The sequence below is a fragment of the Streptomyces sp. NPDC029169 genome (assembly GCF_055563935.1).
Genome location: NZ_JBVHXA010000010.1, coordinates 106,229 through 121,693, shown reverse-complemented (window position 1 = coordinate 121,693; position 15,465 = coordinate 106,229). Strand labels below are relative to the sequence as shown.

Here is a 15,465-nt window from a genome sequence, read left to right as displayed (position 1 = left end):
GGTTTTGCGGCGATCCGCCCCGCGTGCGCGCTTCGCGCATTGACCCTGTCCGGCTGCCCCCGTATGCTAAAGGTTGCGCTGCGGGCCTGCGCGCCTCAGACGGAGCAGGCCGCGCTCGCACGGTTGTATGTCCCCTCGGTTCTCGAGGCGTCCCCCGTTCTGCGGGGCAGGCGCTTCATTGGCTGTCCGGCTTCTTCGGTGCGATACGGGCTCTCGGCGTAGCAGTACCTACGACTTTCTGTCCGTAACCGGAGCCCTTTCCCACATGACGAGCAGCACCGAGACCACCGCCACCAGCACCACCCCGCAGGTTGCGGTCAACGACATCGGTAACGAGGAAGCCTTCCTCGCCGCGATCGACGAGACGATCAAGTACTTCAACGACGGCGACATCGTCGACGGCGTCATCGTGAAGGTCGACCGGGACGAGGTCCTGCTCGACATCGGTTACAAGACCGAAGGTGTCATCCCGAGCCGCGAGCTCTCGATCAAGCACGACGTCGACCCGAACGAGGTCGTCAAGGTCGGCGACGAGATCGAGGCCCTGGTCCTCCAGAAGGAGGACAAGGAAGGCCGCCTGATCCTCTCGAAGAAGCGTGCCCAGTACGAGCGCGCCTGGGGCACCATCGAGAAGATCAAGGAAGAGGACGGCATCGTCACCGGTACCGTCATCGAGGTCGTCAAGGGTGGTCTCATCCTCGACATCGGCCTCCGCGGCTTCCTCCCGGCCTCCCTGGTCGAGATGCGTCGGGTCCGCGACCTCCAGCCCTACGTGGGCAAGGAGCTCGAGGCGAAGATCATCGAGCTGGACAAGAACCGCAACAACGTGGTCCTGTCCCGCCGCGCCTGGCTCGAGCAGACCCAGTCCGAGGTTCGCCAGACCTTCCTCACGACCCTCCAGAAGGGTCAGGTCCGCTCCGGCGTCGTGTCCTCGATCGTCAACTTCGGTGCCTTCGTGGACCTGGGTGGCGTCGACGGTCTCGTGCACGTCTCCGAGCTGTCCTGGAAGCACATCGACCACCCGTCCGAGGTTGTCGAGGTCGGCCAGGAGGTCACCGTCGAGGTTCTCGACGTGGACATGGACCGCGAGCGTGTCTCCCTGTCGCTGAAGGCGACGCAGGAGGACCCGTGGCAGCAGTTCGCCCGTACGCACCAGATCGGTCAGGTCGTCCCGGGCAAGGTCACCAAGCTGGTTCCGTTCGGTGCGTTCGTCCGCGTGGACGAGGGCATCGAGGGTCTGGTCCACATCTCCGAGCTGGCCGAGCGCCACGTGGAGATCCCGGAGCAGGTCGTCCAGGTCAACGACGAGATCTTCGTCAAGGTCATCGACATCGACCTCGAGCGTCGCCGGATCTCGCTGTCCCTGAAGCAGGCCAACGAGGCCTTCGGTGCCGACCCGGCGTCGGTCGAGTTCGACCCGACCCTGTACGGCATGGCCGCGTCCTACGACGACCAGGGCAACTACATCTACCCCGAGGGCTTCGACCCCGAGACCAACGACTGGCTCGAGGGCTACGAGAGCCAGCGCGAGGCCTGGGAGACCCAGTACGCCGAGGCGCAGCAGCGCTTCGAGCAGCACCAGGCTCAGGTCATCAAGTCCCGCGAGGCCGACGAGGCCGCCGCTGCCGAGGGTGGCGCCGCCGCTCCGGCCGGTGCCCCGGCGGGCGTCTCGGGTGGTTCGTACTCCTCGGAGTCGGAGGACAACTCCGGCGCCCTGGCGTCGGACGAGGCCCTGGCTGCCCTGCGCGAGAAGCTGGCCGGCGGCCAGAGCTGAATCGGCTCTGCTGCTAGGCACTAGCTAGCCAACGATCGAGGCCCGTTCCCCTCCGGGGGAGCGGGCCTCAGTCGTTCCCGCGTTTCCCGGTGAGCGCGCGTGGCGCGTACTCGGGCGCTGACACTCCGTTCATGAAAACCGGGTCACGGGGAATGCTCGTACCCCGCGGCGCGTTCACCACTAGGAACGCGAGGAGGAGCGGTAATCGTGCTTGATCCCCAGGGTTTGTACGAATGGGACCAGAAGGGCCTGGCCGTGGTGGACGTGGCCCTGGCGCAGGAGTCGGCCGGGCTGGTCATGCTCTACCACTTCGACGGCTACATCGACGCGGGTGAGACCGGCGAGCAGATCGTGGACCGCCTGCTGGACACGCTGCCGCACCAGGTGGTGGCCCGCTTCGACCACGACCGGCTCGTGGACTACCGCGCCCGCAGACCGCTGCTCACGTTCCGGCGCGACCGCTGGACGTCGTACGAGACACCCGCCATCGAGGTCCGGCTCGTCCAGGACGCCACCGGCGCGCCCTTCCTGCTGCTCTCCGGCCCCGAGCCGGACGTGGAGTGGGAGCGGTTCGCCGCCGCCGTCCGCCAGATCGTCGAGCGGCTCGGCGTCCGGCTCTCGGTGAACTTCCACGGCATCCCCATGGGCGTCCCGCACACCCGGCCCGTCGGCCTCACCCCGCACGGCAGCCGCACGGACCTCATGCCCGGCCATCGCAGCCCCTTCGACGAGGCCCAGGTCCCCGGCAGCGCCGAGTCGCTCGTCGAGTTCCGGCTCACCGAGTCCGGGCACGACACCCTCGGTGTCGCCGCGCACGTCCCGCACTACGTCGCCCGGTCGTCCTACCCCGACGCCGCGCTGACCGCCCTGGAGGCGATCACCGCCGCCACCGGACTCGTCCTGCCCGGTGTCGCCCACACGCTGCGCACCGAGGCCCGGCGCACCCAGACCGAGATCGAGCGCCAGATCGGCGAGGGCGACGACGAGCTGACGGCCCTGGTCCAGGGCCTTGAGCACCAGTACGACGCGGTGGCCGGCGCCGAGACCCGCGGCAGCCTGGTCGCCGAGCCCGTCGACCTGCCGTCGGCGGACGAGCTGGGCCGCGAGTTCGAGCGGTTCCTCGCGGAGCGGGAGGGCGACGCATAGCGGACGGACCGCGCGTCCTAAGCTGCCGCTCATGCTGAAGGTGGGCCTGACCGGCGGTATCGGCGCCGGCAAGAGTGAAGTGTCACGGCTCCTCGCCTCGTACGGAGCCGTGCTGATCGACGCCGACAAGATCGCCCGCGAGGTCGTCGAACCCGGGACACCCGGGCTCGCGGCCGTCGTGGAGGCGTTCGGGACCGAGATCCTGACCGAGCAGGGCACCCTGGACCGGCCCAAGCTCGGCTCGATCGTCTTCTCCGACCCCGACCGTCTCGCCACGCTGAACGCCATCGTCCACCCCCTTGTCGGCGCCCGCTCCGCCGAGCTCGAGAGCGCGGCCGGACCGGACGACGTCGTCGTCCACGACGTGCCCCTCCTCGCCGAGAACGGCCTCGCCCCGCTCTACGACCTGGTCGTCGTCGTGGACGCCTCCCCCGAGACGCAGCTCGACCGGCTGGTACGGCTGCGCGGCATGGCGGAGTCCGAGGCGCGTGCCCGGATGGCGGCCCAGGCCACGCGCGAGCAGCGCCTGGCGGTCGCGGACCTCGTCATCGACAACGACGGGCCGCTGGAGGCGCTCGAACCCCAGGTGCGCAAGGTCTGGGACGAGCTGACCCGGCGGGCGGCCGCCGAGGGCCGCTAGAGGGCGGCTGGAAGGCGGCTGGAGGGCGGTCGGAAGGCTGCTGGAAGGCGGCCGGGCTCGGGCAGATCGGCGGTGCCGCCGGCTGGGTAGGGATGCCGGCGTGCGGCGGTTGTCGGATCGTATTCCGGTACGGAATACCGCTGCCGTTCCCGATGTTGAACCGCCGGAGCAAGGGAAGGACGCCACCGTGGCCGAGACAAGCCCGGAGACCCACGTCATCGACTTCCGAGCGGCCGAGCAACTGCTCGCGGCCCGTGACCCGCGGGGTGCGATCAAGCTGCTCGACTCGGTCATCGCCGCCCACCCGGAGAGCAGAGCGGCCCGTCTGCTGCGGGCCCGCGCCTACTTCGCGGCTGCCCAACTACGGGCGGCGGAGCGCGAGTTCCAGCACATCGTGGACCACGAGCCGGACAACGCGTTCGCGCACTTCGCGCTGGCCCGCACCTTCCAGCGGTCCGGCCGCCCCGGCCAGGCGACCCGGCACTTCCGCCTCGCGGCCGCACTGGACCCCAAGCCGGAGTACCTGCAGGCGGCCCGCTTCGGCACGGAGGACTGACCCGCTCAGCGGCGGCCCGTGCCGCCGTGGTCGGGCTCGTACGGCGGAACGTCCCGGCCGGGTTGCCAGTGCGGCCCCTGGCGGATGTGGCGCAGCACGATCGACATGTCGACGGCGGCCACCACGAACAGCACCCCGCAGGCCGTCGCCCACCCCACACTGCCGAGCAGGGCGAACACCGTCGTACCGAAGGCCGCCCAGAGCAGACCCCACAGACTCAGCCAGAACCGCATCCGCAGAGCGCTGCGCGCGGTCGCCGGCTCACTCCCCGTACGCATGACGGTCGCATCTCCTACCGAGGCTCGTGAGGGCCCTACTGGGCCTCTACCCCGGCAGGCGTCTAGTGAACGACGCTATAGCTGCGCCAGGGGAGTGTGCGGGGCACGATCGAGCCGTTGGTGTTGGTGGGGACGTAGAAGTTGTCGCCCTTGCAGTTCGGGGTCCGGTACACCTTGATGTCGTTCAGTGTCCGGTTCTCGACCCCGGTCACGCCGTGGGGCGCCAGCCGGTGGCAGCCCTTGACGGACGGGCTGGTCAGGGTGATCACGACCTCGCGCTCGGTCTCGTAACTGAGGGTGCCGACCGCGGTGCGGCCGAGGCCGGAGCAGCCCGCGACGGCGAGTGTCAGGAGCGCGGCCCCGGCGGCGGTGCCGAGACGCCGGTGAACGGACATGGCGGATCCTCGTCTGTCGGGCGAAGGCGGCGGAAGCCCTGTTTTCGTCACCCTGCCGCCTGCCGGGCGGGCTGTCATCCGCTGCTGGGCCGCCCGGGCGAAGGGGCGCGAGGGCCCGTTGTCAGACCCCACCCGTAAGGTCGGAGATCCAGTCGGAATCCGTCGTGGAACGGGAGGTGAGCAGTGCCGTGACCCAGCACACCTGGCAGACCTGTGCCGCCGTCTTCCTCCCCGCCGCGCTGCCCCGGGAGGGGCGGGTCGCCTTCTGGTCCCCGGACGGCGGCGCACTCCCCGTGCCCCCGCGCGTCGGCCAGGGGGCCGAGGCCGGAGGCGCGGGTGGGACCGGCGTCGACCGCGATGCCACGGTCACACCAGGTGCCGTCGCCGGAGGCGCGGGCGGGTCGGGTGCAGGCGCCGGGGCCGAGGGAGCGTCCGGTGCAGGCGCCGAACTCGCCGAGCTCACCGTCGTACGGCGGCACGGCGCCGGAGTGCGCAGTCGCACAGTCCCCGCCGTGGTCCTCGGTGTCGCCGAGGCCCTGCCGCATCTCGTCGCCGCCCGCCACCGTCCCGGCGCCCACCCCGCGACCGCCTGCTGGGGCGCCGCCGCCCTGCACGCCCTGCATCTCACCGCACGGGGCAGGCTGCTGCCGGGGCTCACCCCCGAAGACCTGGACGCCTGGCGGGCCGGGCCGCTGGACGCCGACGACATCGCCCACCTGAGGGCCGTCGCCGCCGCCATGCCCCACGAGGCCCACGCGGTCCCCGTACCCGGCCGCAGCCCGCTCCAGCTGCCCGAGCCGGAGGCGCTGGTACGGGCCTTCCTCGACGCGGTCGCCGACACCCTGCCCCGTACGCCCGCCGCGGCCCACGCGGCCGGGGCGCCGTTCGCCGCGCGCGCCGCGCAGCACCTGCCCCGCGCGCGTGCCTGGGCGGCCGAGGCCGCGGCCGGCATGGACGCCGGGGTCCGCGTCTCGCTCCGCCTCGACCTCGCGGGCTACGAGCTCTTCGACATCGCCGAGGAGGGCGGCGACGAACGGCAGGCCGCCGCGGCCCTCCTCCAGATCCACAGCCTCGCCGACCCCACCCTCGTCATCGACGCCGCCGCGCTCTGGGCGGGCGACGGCGACGAGCTCTTCGGACCGCGTGCCCGGATCGACGCCGTCCTCGCGCTGCGCCGCGCGGCCCGCGTCTGGCCCCCGCTCGGCAGGCTCCTGGAGCGCGACGTCCCCGATGTCCTCGCCCTCACCGAGGACGAGCTGTACGAACTGCTCGGCCCGGCCGCCGCCCGTCTCGCCGACGCCGGGGTGGCCGTCCACTGGCCCCGCGAGCTGGCCCGCTCGCTCAGCGCCTCCGCCGTCGTACGGCCGCCCGTCTCCGCCCCGGGCTCCGCCACCGACGGCACCGCGTTCTTCGACAGCGAGGAACTGCTCCGCTTCAACTGGCAGTTGGCCCTGGACGGCGACCCGCTCACCGAGCGGGAGATGGACGCCCTCGCCGAGTCCCACCGGCCCATCGTGCGGCTGCGCGACCAGTGGGTGGTCGTCGACCCCGACCTGGTCCGCAAGGCCCGCAAGCGCGAACTCGGCCTCCTGGAGCCCGTCGACGCCCTCGCCGTCGCCCTCAGCGGCACCGCCGAGGTGGACGGCGAGACCGTCCGCGCCGTCCCCGTCGGGGCCCTCGCCACGCTCCGGGACCGGCTCGTCGCCGGCCCCGAGGAGGCCGAGGCGCCCGCCGGGCTCGACGCCACCCTGCGCGACTACCAGCTGCGCGGCCTGGCATGGCTCGATCTGATGACCTCGCTCGGACTCGGCGGCTGCCTCGCCGACGACATGGGCCTCGGCAAGACCGTCACCCTCATCGCCCTCCACCTGCGCCGCGCCCGCCGCGCGCCGACCCTGGTCGTCTGCCCCGCCTCCCTGCTCGGCAACTGGCAGCGGGAGATCCAGCGCTTCGCCCCCGGCGTCCCCGTGCGCCGCTTCCACGGCGCCGACCGCTCCCTCGAAGGACTCACCCCCACATCCGGCCCCGGAGGCTTCGTCCTCACCACCTACGGCACCCTGCGCACCAGCGCACCCCGGCTGGCCGAGCAGGAGTGGGGGATGGTCGTCGCAGACGAGGCGCAGCACGTCAAGAACCCCTTCTCCGCCACCGCCAAGGCACTGCGCACGATCCCCACGCCCGCCCGGGTCGCCCTCACCGGCACCCCCGTGGAGAACAACCTCTCGGAGCTGTGGGCCCTGCTCGACTGGACGACCCCCGGCCTCCTCGGCCCCCTCAAGGCCTTCCGCTCCCGCCACGCGCGGGCCGTCGAGAACAGCGAGGAGATCGAGAACGAGGAGGCCGTCGAGCGCCTCGCCCGCCTCGTCAGGCCCTTCCTGCTGCGCCGCCGCAAGTCCGACCCCGGCATCGTCCCCGAACTGCCGCCCAAGACCGAGTCCGACCACCCCGTGGCCCTCACCCGCGAACAGGCCTCGCTCTACGAGGCGGTGGTCCGCGAGACCATGGCGCAGATCGAGGGCGCGGAGGGCATCGCACGCCGCGGGCTCATCATGAAGCTGCTCACCTCGCTCAAGCAGATCTGCAACCACCCCGCCCAGTACCTCAAGGAGCAGACGGCCAGGGGCGGCGGCACGGCCCGGCTCGCCGGCCGCTCCGGCAAGCTCGCCCTTCTCGACGAACTCCTCGACACGATCCTCGCCGAGGACGGCTCCGTGCTCGTCTTCACCCAGTACGTCTCCATGGCCCGGCTGCTCGCCGACCACCTCGCCGCCCGGGCGATCCCGGCCCAACTGCTCCACGGCGGAACGCCCGTGGCCGAGCGCGAGCGGATGGTCGACCGCTTCCAGTCCGGCGACGTGCCCGTCTTCCTGCTGTCGCTGAAGGCGGCGGGCACCGGACTCAACCTCACCCGGGCCGGCCATGTCGTCCACTTCGACCGCTGGTGGAACCCGGCCGTCGAGGAGCAGGCCACCGACCGGGCCTACCGCATCGGACAGACCCAGCCCGTCCAGGTCCACCGGCTGATCGCCGAGGGCACGGTGGAGGACACCATCGCCGAGATGCTGCGCGCCAAACGCGCCCTGGCCGACGCCGTCCTCGGCTCCGGGGAGGCCGCGCTGACCGAGCTGACCGACCGCGAGCTGGCCGACCTGGTCTCCCTGAGGAGGCCGTCATGAACCGCCGCAGCGGCTCCACGCCGCGCCCCGCCGCCGCCCGCCGGCCCGCGTCCGGGAGGTTCGCGGGCCCGCGCCACGACGACCTGCGCCGTACGTTCCCCGCCCTCGCCCCGCGCGAAGCACCGGACGGACGCTTCGCCGCCACCTGGTGGGGCAACGCCTGGGTGGAGGCCCTGGAGGACACCGCCCTCGACGAGGCGCGGCTGGCCCGCGGCAAGGCGTACGCCGGGCGCGGTCACGTCGACGCCATCACGGTCACCCCGGGCCGGGTCGTCGCCTACGTGCACGGCACACGCCCCCGCCCGTACCGCACCGAGATCCGGCTGCGGACGCTCGGCGACGACGGCTGGGAGCGGTTCCTGGACGAGGTCGCCGCCCGGCCCGACCACATCGCCGCCCTGCTCGACAAGGACGTCCCGCACGCCCTGGAGGCCGTCACGGGGCTGCTGCCCGCGCCCGGCGACCTCGTCCCCGACTGCTCCTGCCCGGACGACGGCTTCCCCTGCAAGCACGCCGCCGCCCTCTGCTACCAGTCGGCACGGCTCCTCGACGAGGACCCGTTCGTCCTCTTCCTGATGCGGGGCCGCGGCGAGCAGGAGATCCTCGCTGCCCTCACCCAGCGCAACGCGGCCCGCTCCGCCGCCGAGAAGACGGCGTCCGCGCCGCCGATGGCCACGGTCCCGGCCCGCACCGCCCTCGCGCCACAGACGGGCCACGCACTGCCACTGCTGCCCCCGCCCCTCCCCGTGCCCGACCGGCCCGGCCGCCCGCCCGTCTACCCTCCGGACCCCCACGCCCCCGACCCCCTCGCCCTGGACCTGCTCGCGACCGAGGCCGCCGCCCGCGCCCACACCTTCCTGGCCACCGGACACGACCCCGTCGCCGCGCTCACCCCCTGGCAGGACGCCGTCCGGCTGGCCGCCGCACACCCCGGCTCCGGACTCACCGCCTCCACCCGCGCGCTCTACCGCGAGCTCGCCTACGCCCTCGACCGCACCCCCACCGACCTGGCCCGCGCCGTCGCCGCCTGGCGTCAGGGCGGAGCCGCCGGACTCGCCGTCCTCGAAGAGCCCTGGGACCCGCCCGCAGGCCCCTTCGACCGCGCCCGCCCCGCCCTGCTCGCCGCCGACTTCCCGGCCTTCCGCCCCTGGCGCAACCGCCTGTCGACCCGCTCCCTCCAGCTCCGCTTCGGCCGCGACGGACTCTGGTACGGCTACGAGTCGGACGCCGACCGCGAGGACTGGTGGCCCCGCGGCACACCCGACGCCGACCCCGTCGGCGCACTCACCGATCTCCTCGGCCGCTGACGGATAGGGTGACGGAACGCGTCGATCGTCCGAAGGGGGAATGGTGGAAGCCGAGTTGGTGGCACTGGCCACGGCGGGGGCGACCGCGCTCGTGCAGCAGATGGTCGGCGACGGCTGGGAGCAGGCGCGGACCCGCGTCGCGGCGTTCTTCGCCGGACGCTTCGGCGCCGACCAGGAGTCGGTCGGCGCGGAACTGGAGCTCGTACGGGAGGAGCTGCTCGACGCGGAGCAGGGCGACGACGAGCAGGCCGCCGCCGATGCGCGGGCCGAAGCCCTGGCCGAATGGCGCGCCCGGATGCGCCGCACCCTCCGGGACGATCCCGAGGCGGCGGGCGAACTGCGCGTGATCCTCGCGGAGTTGGCCGGAGAGAGCTCCGCTGTGCCGACCGTCGAGGTGTCCAACACCATCACCGGCGGGGTCCAGCACGGCACGGTGGTGCAGGCCGGCACGATCGGCAGCCTGTCCATCGGCGGCGAAACCGGCCGGCCGGGCGACCGGACGGCACAGACACCGGCCGCGTCCCGGCGGGAATCCGCCGATGACTGACCACCGCGCAACGACAACCCTCTAGGGTGGGGCCGTGGTCGAGGAGACGCGCAACAGCGTGGGGGGACAGGCCCGGGTGGAGACACTCGTACAGGCCGGACGTATCGATCATCTGCACATCGCGCCGGCTCCGGCGTCCGCCGCCCATGGGCTGATGTCAGATCAGTTACCGCCCGAATGCCGCTCCTTCGTCGACCGCGACGAGGAGCGGAGCCGCCTGGCCGAAGCCCTCGCCCGCGAGGCGGACGGCGCCCCGCCCGCGCTGCGCCGCCCTTTCGTCGCCGTGATCAGCGGGGTGGGCGGCGTCGGGAAGACGACGCTCGGGACTCGGATGGCCCGCGGACTCCGCCGGGACCGCCCCGAGTACGAGGGCAACGTCCGCTATGTCGACCTGGACGACCACCGGGTGGACGGGGGAGCGGACCTCTCCGAGGCGTACGCCGAGCTGCTGCGCGGATTCGGCCTGCGCCCCGACGAGCTGGAGCGCAGGCTCGCCGCCCGCCGGAGCCAGTACCGCGCCCTGACCCAGCACCGGCCCATGGTCCTCGTGCTCGACAACGTCCGTACCGGAGCCGAGGTCGAAGCGCTGCTCCCCGCGTCCGGTGGCAGCGTCGTCCTCGCCATCGGCCGCCGTGCGCTGTACGAGATCCCGGGCGGCGCCGACCTCGAACTCCCCCTCACGCCTCTCGCAGGGCAGCACTCCCACGAGCTGCTGCGGACCATCGTGCGCGACGACCCCCGGTTCGCCGAGGAGACCGACGCCGCGGCCGAACTCGCCCGGATCTGCCAGGGGTTGCCCGCCGCCCTCGAAGTCGCCGCGCAATGGGTACGGCGCCACGGCAGCCGCCCGCTCGCCCGCCTCGCCGACCGGCTGGCCAGGGAGTGGAAGGAGAACGGGGTGCCGGAGGTGGAGGCGGTGTGGAACGCCGCGTACGAGGACCTGAGCCCCGATGCCGCCCGCCTCTACCGGCTGCTGGCCGTCCACCCCGGCCCCTACGTCGCCCCCGACGCGGCCGTCGCGCTCCACGGCGACGACGAGGAGTCGGCGTACGACGCGCTCGACGATCTGACGGCGTCCGGTCTGCTGCCCGCCGCCGGCCGGGGCGGACTCCACCGCATGCACGACCTGCTGCGTGACCACGCCGCCCGCCGGGCCCGGCGGGACGACCCCGACGGCACGGAGGCGGCGGCCGGCCGCACCCGGATCGTGCGCTGGTACCTGCGCCAGGCCCAGCGCGCCGACCGGCTGTGGGCCGGCGCGCGGCTGACCGTGGCGGACGAGGCGCCGGCCCTGCCCGGCGTACCGGACGTGGAGTGGGTCGGCGAGAGCGCGGGGCCGGACGCCCTGCGCTGGCTCGAAGCCCGGCGGCACGCGCTCTTCGGCGCGGTGCGGGACGCCCACCGGCACGGGATGGACGCCGAGACCTGGGCACTCTGCGAGCCGCTGTGGACCCACTTCCTCGACCACCAGCACTACGCCGACGTCATCGACGCGTTCACGGCGGGCCGGGACGCGGCGCGCCGGGCCGGCCACGCCGCCGCGCTCGTCCGGATGCGGTGCCAACTCGCCCGCCCCCTCTGGGAACAGGGCGAACTGGACGAGGCCGCGGCCGAGGTGGACGCGGCCGTCGCGGCCGCCGACGCGCTCGGCGGCTCGGACCGCGACCGCAAGCTCAAGGCGTCCGCACGGGAGTTCCGGGGCAAGGTCGCCACGATGCGCGGGGACTGGGCGGGCTCGATCCCCGACTTCGTCGCGTCACGCCGCATCCACGAGGAGATCCCCAACCCGTACGGGGCGATGCTCCAGACCTATCTCCTCGCCCGCTCGTACCGCGAACTGGGCGAGACGGCCACCGCCCTCGCCCACGCCCAGGAGGCGCACACCGCCGCCCGTGCACTGAAGCGGGCCCGGATGACGGCCCGGACCGGGCTCGAGCTGGGCCGCGCCCTCCACGCACTCGGCCGCAGCGAGGAGGCCGCCCCGCTCTACGAGGCGGCGCTGAACAGCGCCCGGGAGCGGCGCGCGACGCGCGAGGAGGCGGCGATCCTGGAGTTGATCGCGGCGCTCGACGAGGAGTCGGGCGACGCGTAGCCGGTCCGGGGTCAGCAGGGCCCGAGGCGAGGTGTGACGCGTACGGTGTGGCGTGAGCCGCCCACGAGGACGTCAAGGGTGGTGGCGGCGGGGACGGTACGGCCGGTCGCGGGGTCGTCGGCCGCGGACAGGTGGGCGTGCACCGCACTGAGCAGCGCCGTCGGGTCCACCGGGGCCTCCGAACCGAGACGGACGTCGTACAGGGACGCGCCGGGACGCCGGATCAGCCACCGGCCGGCGGCGGCCAGTGGCGCGGCGACGCTACGGCGCCCCGGGTACCGCTCCAGGACCCCCGCCGTCCACTCCTCCGCCGTCGCCCCCGCCGGCGCACCCGTGCCGGGCGTCGACCTGCGGAAGAGGAGGGCTGCGCTCTCCTGCTGACGGCGGGCGGCGAACTCCGCGTCGGCGGCCAGATGGTGGGCTTCGACATCGGCCCAGGCGGGATGCCGGCTGATCCGTACAGCCTCCCCCTCCCGGCGAGCGTGCACCGCGAAGGCGTACGGGGTGCGAGCGGTGCTCTCCGGCAGCGGGAGCGGCGCCGGTTCGGCGGGGTACGGCGGCGGATCGAGCCCGAGCAGCCGGTACACCTCGGTCCGCAGCAGCTCCAGCGCCTCGCCCGGCCGGGCGAACGCGGCGCCGGCAGTCGCCCGCGACGCGCCGGGCCGATGCGCGCGTACGAGAGCGTCGAGGTCCGCCGCCCCGCCGAGGACCCCGGCCCGGCCGAGGAGTTCGGCCATCGGGCTGCCCGGGATCAGTTCGTCGCCGCCCTGGCACGCGGCGACGACCGGCCGGTCGAGGGCCGCGGCGTACAGCGCCGTCGAACCGTGGTCGGTGACGACGGCGTCGGCCGCGACGAGCAGCGCGCCCCACTCCTCGTACGGCCGTGACAGCACCAGACCCGCGTCCAGCTCCGGGCCGAGGCTCTCCAGCAGGTCGTACGCGCCGCGCTCGCTGTGCACGTTGGGATGGAGGACGAGCGCGACCTGCCAGGCGTCGTACGGGAGGTGTCCGGCGAGCTCGCGGACGAGCCCGGGGCGCCGGGCCGCCAGGGACTCCGGGCCCCAGGTGGAGACGACCACGACCAGCCGCCGTGCACCGGTCGCGAGGGCTGTCCGGTACCGGTCGCGGCGGCCGACGGATTCGAGGATCCGGTCGAGCGTCGGATCCCCGACGACCACGCCCCGCTCGGCGGCGGCGGGCGCCTCCGCGGCGAGCCGGTCGAGTTGGCGGGGGTGGGCGAGCGCGTGTACGTCCGCGAGCGGCCGTCCCTCGTGGAGGAGGAAGAGCCCGTCGAGGCCGGAGGCGGAGTCGGCGGTGCCCTCCTGGGGCAGGGACTTGTTGAATCCGGCGCCGTGCGGGAGGAGTACGAGCGGCCCGCCGAGCGCGGACAGTTCGCCCTTGGGGCTGGCGGCGAGCACGAGGTGGTGTCCGCCCGCGCACGCCTGGCTCCAGGGGACGGTTCTGGCGCCGGCCCGTTCTATCGCGGCGAGGGCGTCGACGCCGAACTCGGACCCGGGGACGAGCACGAAGCGGCGGCTGATCCGGGCGTCACCGCGGAAGACCGGGGCGACATCGAGGAGCCGGTGCAGCGCGGCGGCCGACCGCGCCGCGAAGAGCACGGTCCTCCGCTGCCCGCTGCCCGCTGCCCGCTGCCCGCTGCCCGCTGCCCGCTGCCCGCTGCCCGCTGCCCGCTGCCCGCTGCCCGCTGGGTAAGTGTTCATCCTACGTTGTTCGGATATGCCAGATATGCCGTTTGGCTCAATTGCCCTTGCAATCGAAGGCGGTTCCACGGCTTCCGGCGACATGCGGGCGATCGTACGGCAGGGGTTGCCCTGGTCGTTCGCCGTCATTCCCACTCGATGGAGTGAAACACGCCAACGGCCTGATCCGGCCTCGCCAGGATCGCGTTAAGTGCGGTACGGGCGCTTGCCCGTGAATACTCCGGAAGGCAGGAAGCCATGAGGCAGATTCGCCGAAGTGGTCTGGCCACACTGATGGTCACGGGTGGCGCGCTCGCGCTGTCGGCGGGTGCCACGCACGCCGACTCCGGTGCGCAGGGCGCCGCCGTCGGTTCGCCGGGCGTGGGCTCCGGCAACGCCGTTCAGCTGCCGGTGCACTCCCCGGTCAATGTCTGCGGGAACACCGTCAACGTCGTCGGTCTGCTCAACCCGGCCTTCGGCAACCGCTGTGAGAACACGAGCGCGTCCGACGACGGGTACGGATCGGACGCCGACGGCGGCGGCCGGATCCACAAGGACCTGCCCGGCACCCCGCACAACGGCGGGCAGAACGGCGGGGGCGGCTCCCACGGCGACGGCTCCTACGGCGGATCGCACGGCGGATCGCATGGCGGCTCCTCCAACGGCGGCGGCGCCACCGCCGAGGGACGCGCGCAGGGCTCGCCCGGCGTGATCTCCGGCAACGGCGTCCAGCTGCCGATCGACCTCCCGGTCAACGTGAGCGGCAACTCGGCCAACGTCGTCGGCGTCGGCAACCCGGTCTTCGGCAACACCGCCCTCAACGGCCCCGCCAAGCCCGGGCAGCCCGGCGAGGAGCCGAAGCCGCACGTGCCGCCGAAGCCGCTGCCCTCCCCGGTCACCGACACCGGAACCGGAACCGGCACCGGCACGGACACCGGCACCGGCACGGACACCGACACCGACACCGAGGCGCCGGCCCCCGCGCCCGGCCCGCAGACCAGCTCGGTCGCGCTCGCCGAGACGGGCTCGGACCTGATCGGCTACGCGGCCCCGGCCGGCGCAGCCCTGCTGCTGGGCGGCGCGCTCGTGTACCGCCGGGCGCGTCGCATGGGCGCCCAGGTCTGAGCCCTCCCGCACGGGTCCTTCCGGTTCTCACCCAGGGCGCCAGGCCCGGAGCACCGCCTCGATGGCGGGTGCGACTCTCGTCCGGGCCTGGTGCCGCGGAACCCCGCGCATGAGCAGTGAGTCGTAATCGGTGTCGACATGCCGTACGGCGGCCCGCACCGCGGCCGTGACCGCGCCCCGGTCGAGCGCCCGCCCCGCCGCCGTACGTCCCACCCGGCCGCTGCCCTTCTGCGAGGCGTGGGCCGCGATCTCCGCCGCCCGGTCCACGGGGCAGCGCGGAAAGAGCCGCAGGATCTCGGCCTCCAGCGCCGCCGTGACCTCGGCGTCCCGCTCTGCCCTGCGCGCCGCGTCCCGCGCCCGCCGCCGGGCCCGCGCCTCCGCGTCCGCCAGGCAGGCCGCCTCCGCCCGGACGAGCGCGGCCTCCTCGACGAGCAGCCCCTGACGTTCGTACCGGGTACGGCGCCGTTTGTGTCGTACGACCACCGCCCACAGCGCGCTCCCCTCCCGCGCCCGGCGGGTGAGGGCGGTGTCCCCGCGGCGCAGGAACACCAGATGGCCCAGGTCGGCGCAGTCCAGGCAGACAGGTGCGTTGAACTCGACGATCATCCGCTCCAGGGGCCCCTGGAGGCACTCCGAGCAGCGGCGGCGCTTGAGCGGTTCGACGACGACGGGCGCGACCAGGTCCATGGCGGTCTCCTCAGCGCACGCCGGGGGCTGCCGCGGCGATGA

General features: G+C 73.7%; 13 protein-coding genes. 9 read left to right on the top strand and 4 right to left on the bottom strand.

Translation table 11 applies throughout. The features are described 5' to 3' along the window. Positions 1–265 precede the first annotated feature (265 nt). From rpsA to ACZ4VI_RS20310, 4 genes are all read left to right on the top strand, one after another. Positions 266–1,774 carry a 30S ribosomal protein S1 gene (gene rpsA / locus ACZ4VI_RS20325; protein WP_468000946.1) on the top strand — a complete coding sequence of 503 codons (1,509 nt, stop codon included), beginning with the start codon at positions 266–268 and terminating at the stop codon, positions 1,772–1,774. Positions 1,775–1,981: 207 nt separating this feature from the next. Then, entirely contained in the window at positions 1,982–2,920 is a 939-nt protein-coding gene (locus ACZ4VI_RS20320) for a PAC2 family protein (protein ID WP_468000944.1), read from the top strand. A gap of 31 nt (positions 2,921–2,951) precedes the next feature. Next, a complete protein-coding gene (gene coaE / locus ACZ4VI_RS20315) occupies positions 2,952–3,560 on the top strand; it encodes a dephospho-CoA kinase (RefSeq protein WP_468000942.1) in 609 nt (202 codons plus the stop codon). Positions 3,561–3,747: 187 nt separating this feature from the next. Further along, positions 3,748–4,116: a tetratricopeptide repeat protein gene (locus tag ACZ4VI_RS20310; RefSeq protein ID WP_468000940.1), complete on the top strand. Its 369-nt coding sequence runs from the start codon at positions 3,748–3,750 to the stop codon at positions 4,114–4,116. Between the two features lie 5 nt (positions 4,117–4,121). Here the strand turns inward: ACZ4VI_RS20310 and ACZ4VI_RS20305 are convergent, their stop codons facing one another. Together ACZ4VI_RS20305 and ACZ4VI_RS20300 are read right to left on the bottom strand one after the other, a co-directional pair. After that, positions 4,122–4,394, bottom strand: coding sequence for a DUF6343 family protein (locus tag ACZ4VI_RS20305; protein ID WP_468000938.1), 273 nt, complete (start codon positions 4,392–4,394; stop codon positions 4,122–4,124). A 62-nt stretch (positions 4,395–4,456) separates the two neighbouring features. After that, positions 4,457–4,789: a hypothetical protein gene (locus ACZ4VI_RS20300; RefSeq protein ID WP_468000936.1), complete on the bottom strand. Its 333-nt coding sequence runs from the start codon at positions 4,787–4,789 to the stop codon at positions 4,457–4,459. 176 nt (positions 4,790–4,965) lie between these two features. Between ACZ4VI_RS20300 and ACZ4VI_RS20295 the strand changes: the two genes are divergently transcribed. Genes ACZ4VI_RS20295 through ACZ4VI_RS20280 form a run of 4 tightly spaced genes read left to right on the top strand, consistent with a single transcriptional unit; the run spans position 4,966 to position 11,911 of the window. Beyond that, complete coding sequence (locus ACZ4VI_RS20295) at positions 4,966–7,965, top strand: DEAD/DEAH box helicase (protein WP_468000934.1); 3,000 nt, start codon at positions 4,966–4,968, stop codon at positions 7,963–7,965. After that, positions 7,962–9,272 carry an SWIM zinc finger family protein gene (locus ACZ4VI_RS20290; RefSeq protein ID WP_468000933.1) on the top strand — a complete coding sequence of 437 codons (1,311 nt, stop codon included), beginning with the start codon at positions 7,962–7,964 and terminating at the stop codon, positions 9,270–9,272. The genes ACZ4VI_RS20295 and ACZ4VI_RS20290 overlap by 4 nt, the downstream gene beginning before the upstream one ends. A gap of 40 nt (positions 9,273–9,312) precedes the next feature. Next, entirely contained in the window at positions 9,313–9,819 is a 507-nt protein-coding gene (locus ACZ4VI_RS20285) for a hypothetical protein (protein WP_468000931.1), read from the top strand. A 34-nt stretch (positions 9,820–9,853) separates the two neighbouring features. After that, positions 9,854–11,911 carry a hypothetical protein gene (locus ACZ4VI_RS20280; protein WP_468000929.1) on the top strand — a complete coding sequence of 686 codons (2,058 nt, stop codon included), beginning with the start codon at positions 9,854–9,856 and terminating at the stop codon, positions 11,909–11,911. An 11-nt stretch (positions 11,912–11,922) separates the two neighbouring features. Here the strand turns inward: ACZ4VI_RS20280 and ACZ4VI_RS20275 are convergent, their stop codons facing one another. Then, a complete protein-coding gene (locus ACZ4VI_RS20275) occupies positions 11,923–13,632 on the bottom strand; it encodes a translation initiation factor 2 (protein WP_468000927.1) in 1,710 nt (569 codons plus the stop codon). A gap of 237 nt (positions 13,633–13,869) precedes the next feature. Here ACZ4VI_RS20275 and ACZ4VI_RS20270 point away from each other — a divergent pair, with 237 nt between their 5' ends. Continuing rightward, complete coding sequence (locus ACZ4VI_RS20270; RefSeq protein WP_468000925.1) at positions 13,870–14,736, top strand: chaplin; 867 nt, start codon at positions 13,870–13,872, stop codon at positions 14,734–14,736. Positions 14,737–14,763: 27 nt separating this feature from the next. Here the strand turns inward: ACZ4VI_RS20270 and ACZ4VI_RS20265 are convergent, their stop codons facing one another. Next, entirely contained in the window at positions 14,764–15,423 is a 660-nt protein-coding gene (locus ACZ4VI_RS20265) for a DUF2293 domain-containing protein (protein WP_468000924.1), read from the bottom strand. Positions 15,424–15,465: the final 42 nt, after the last annotated feature.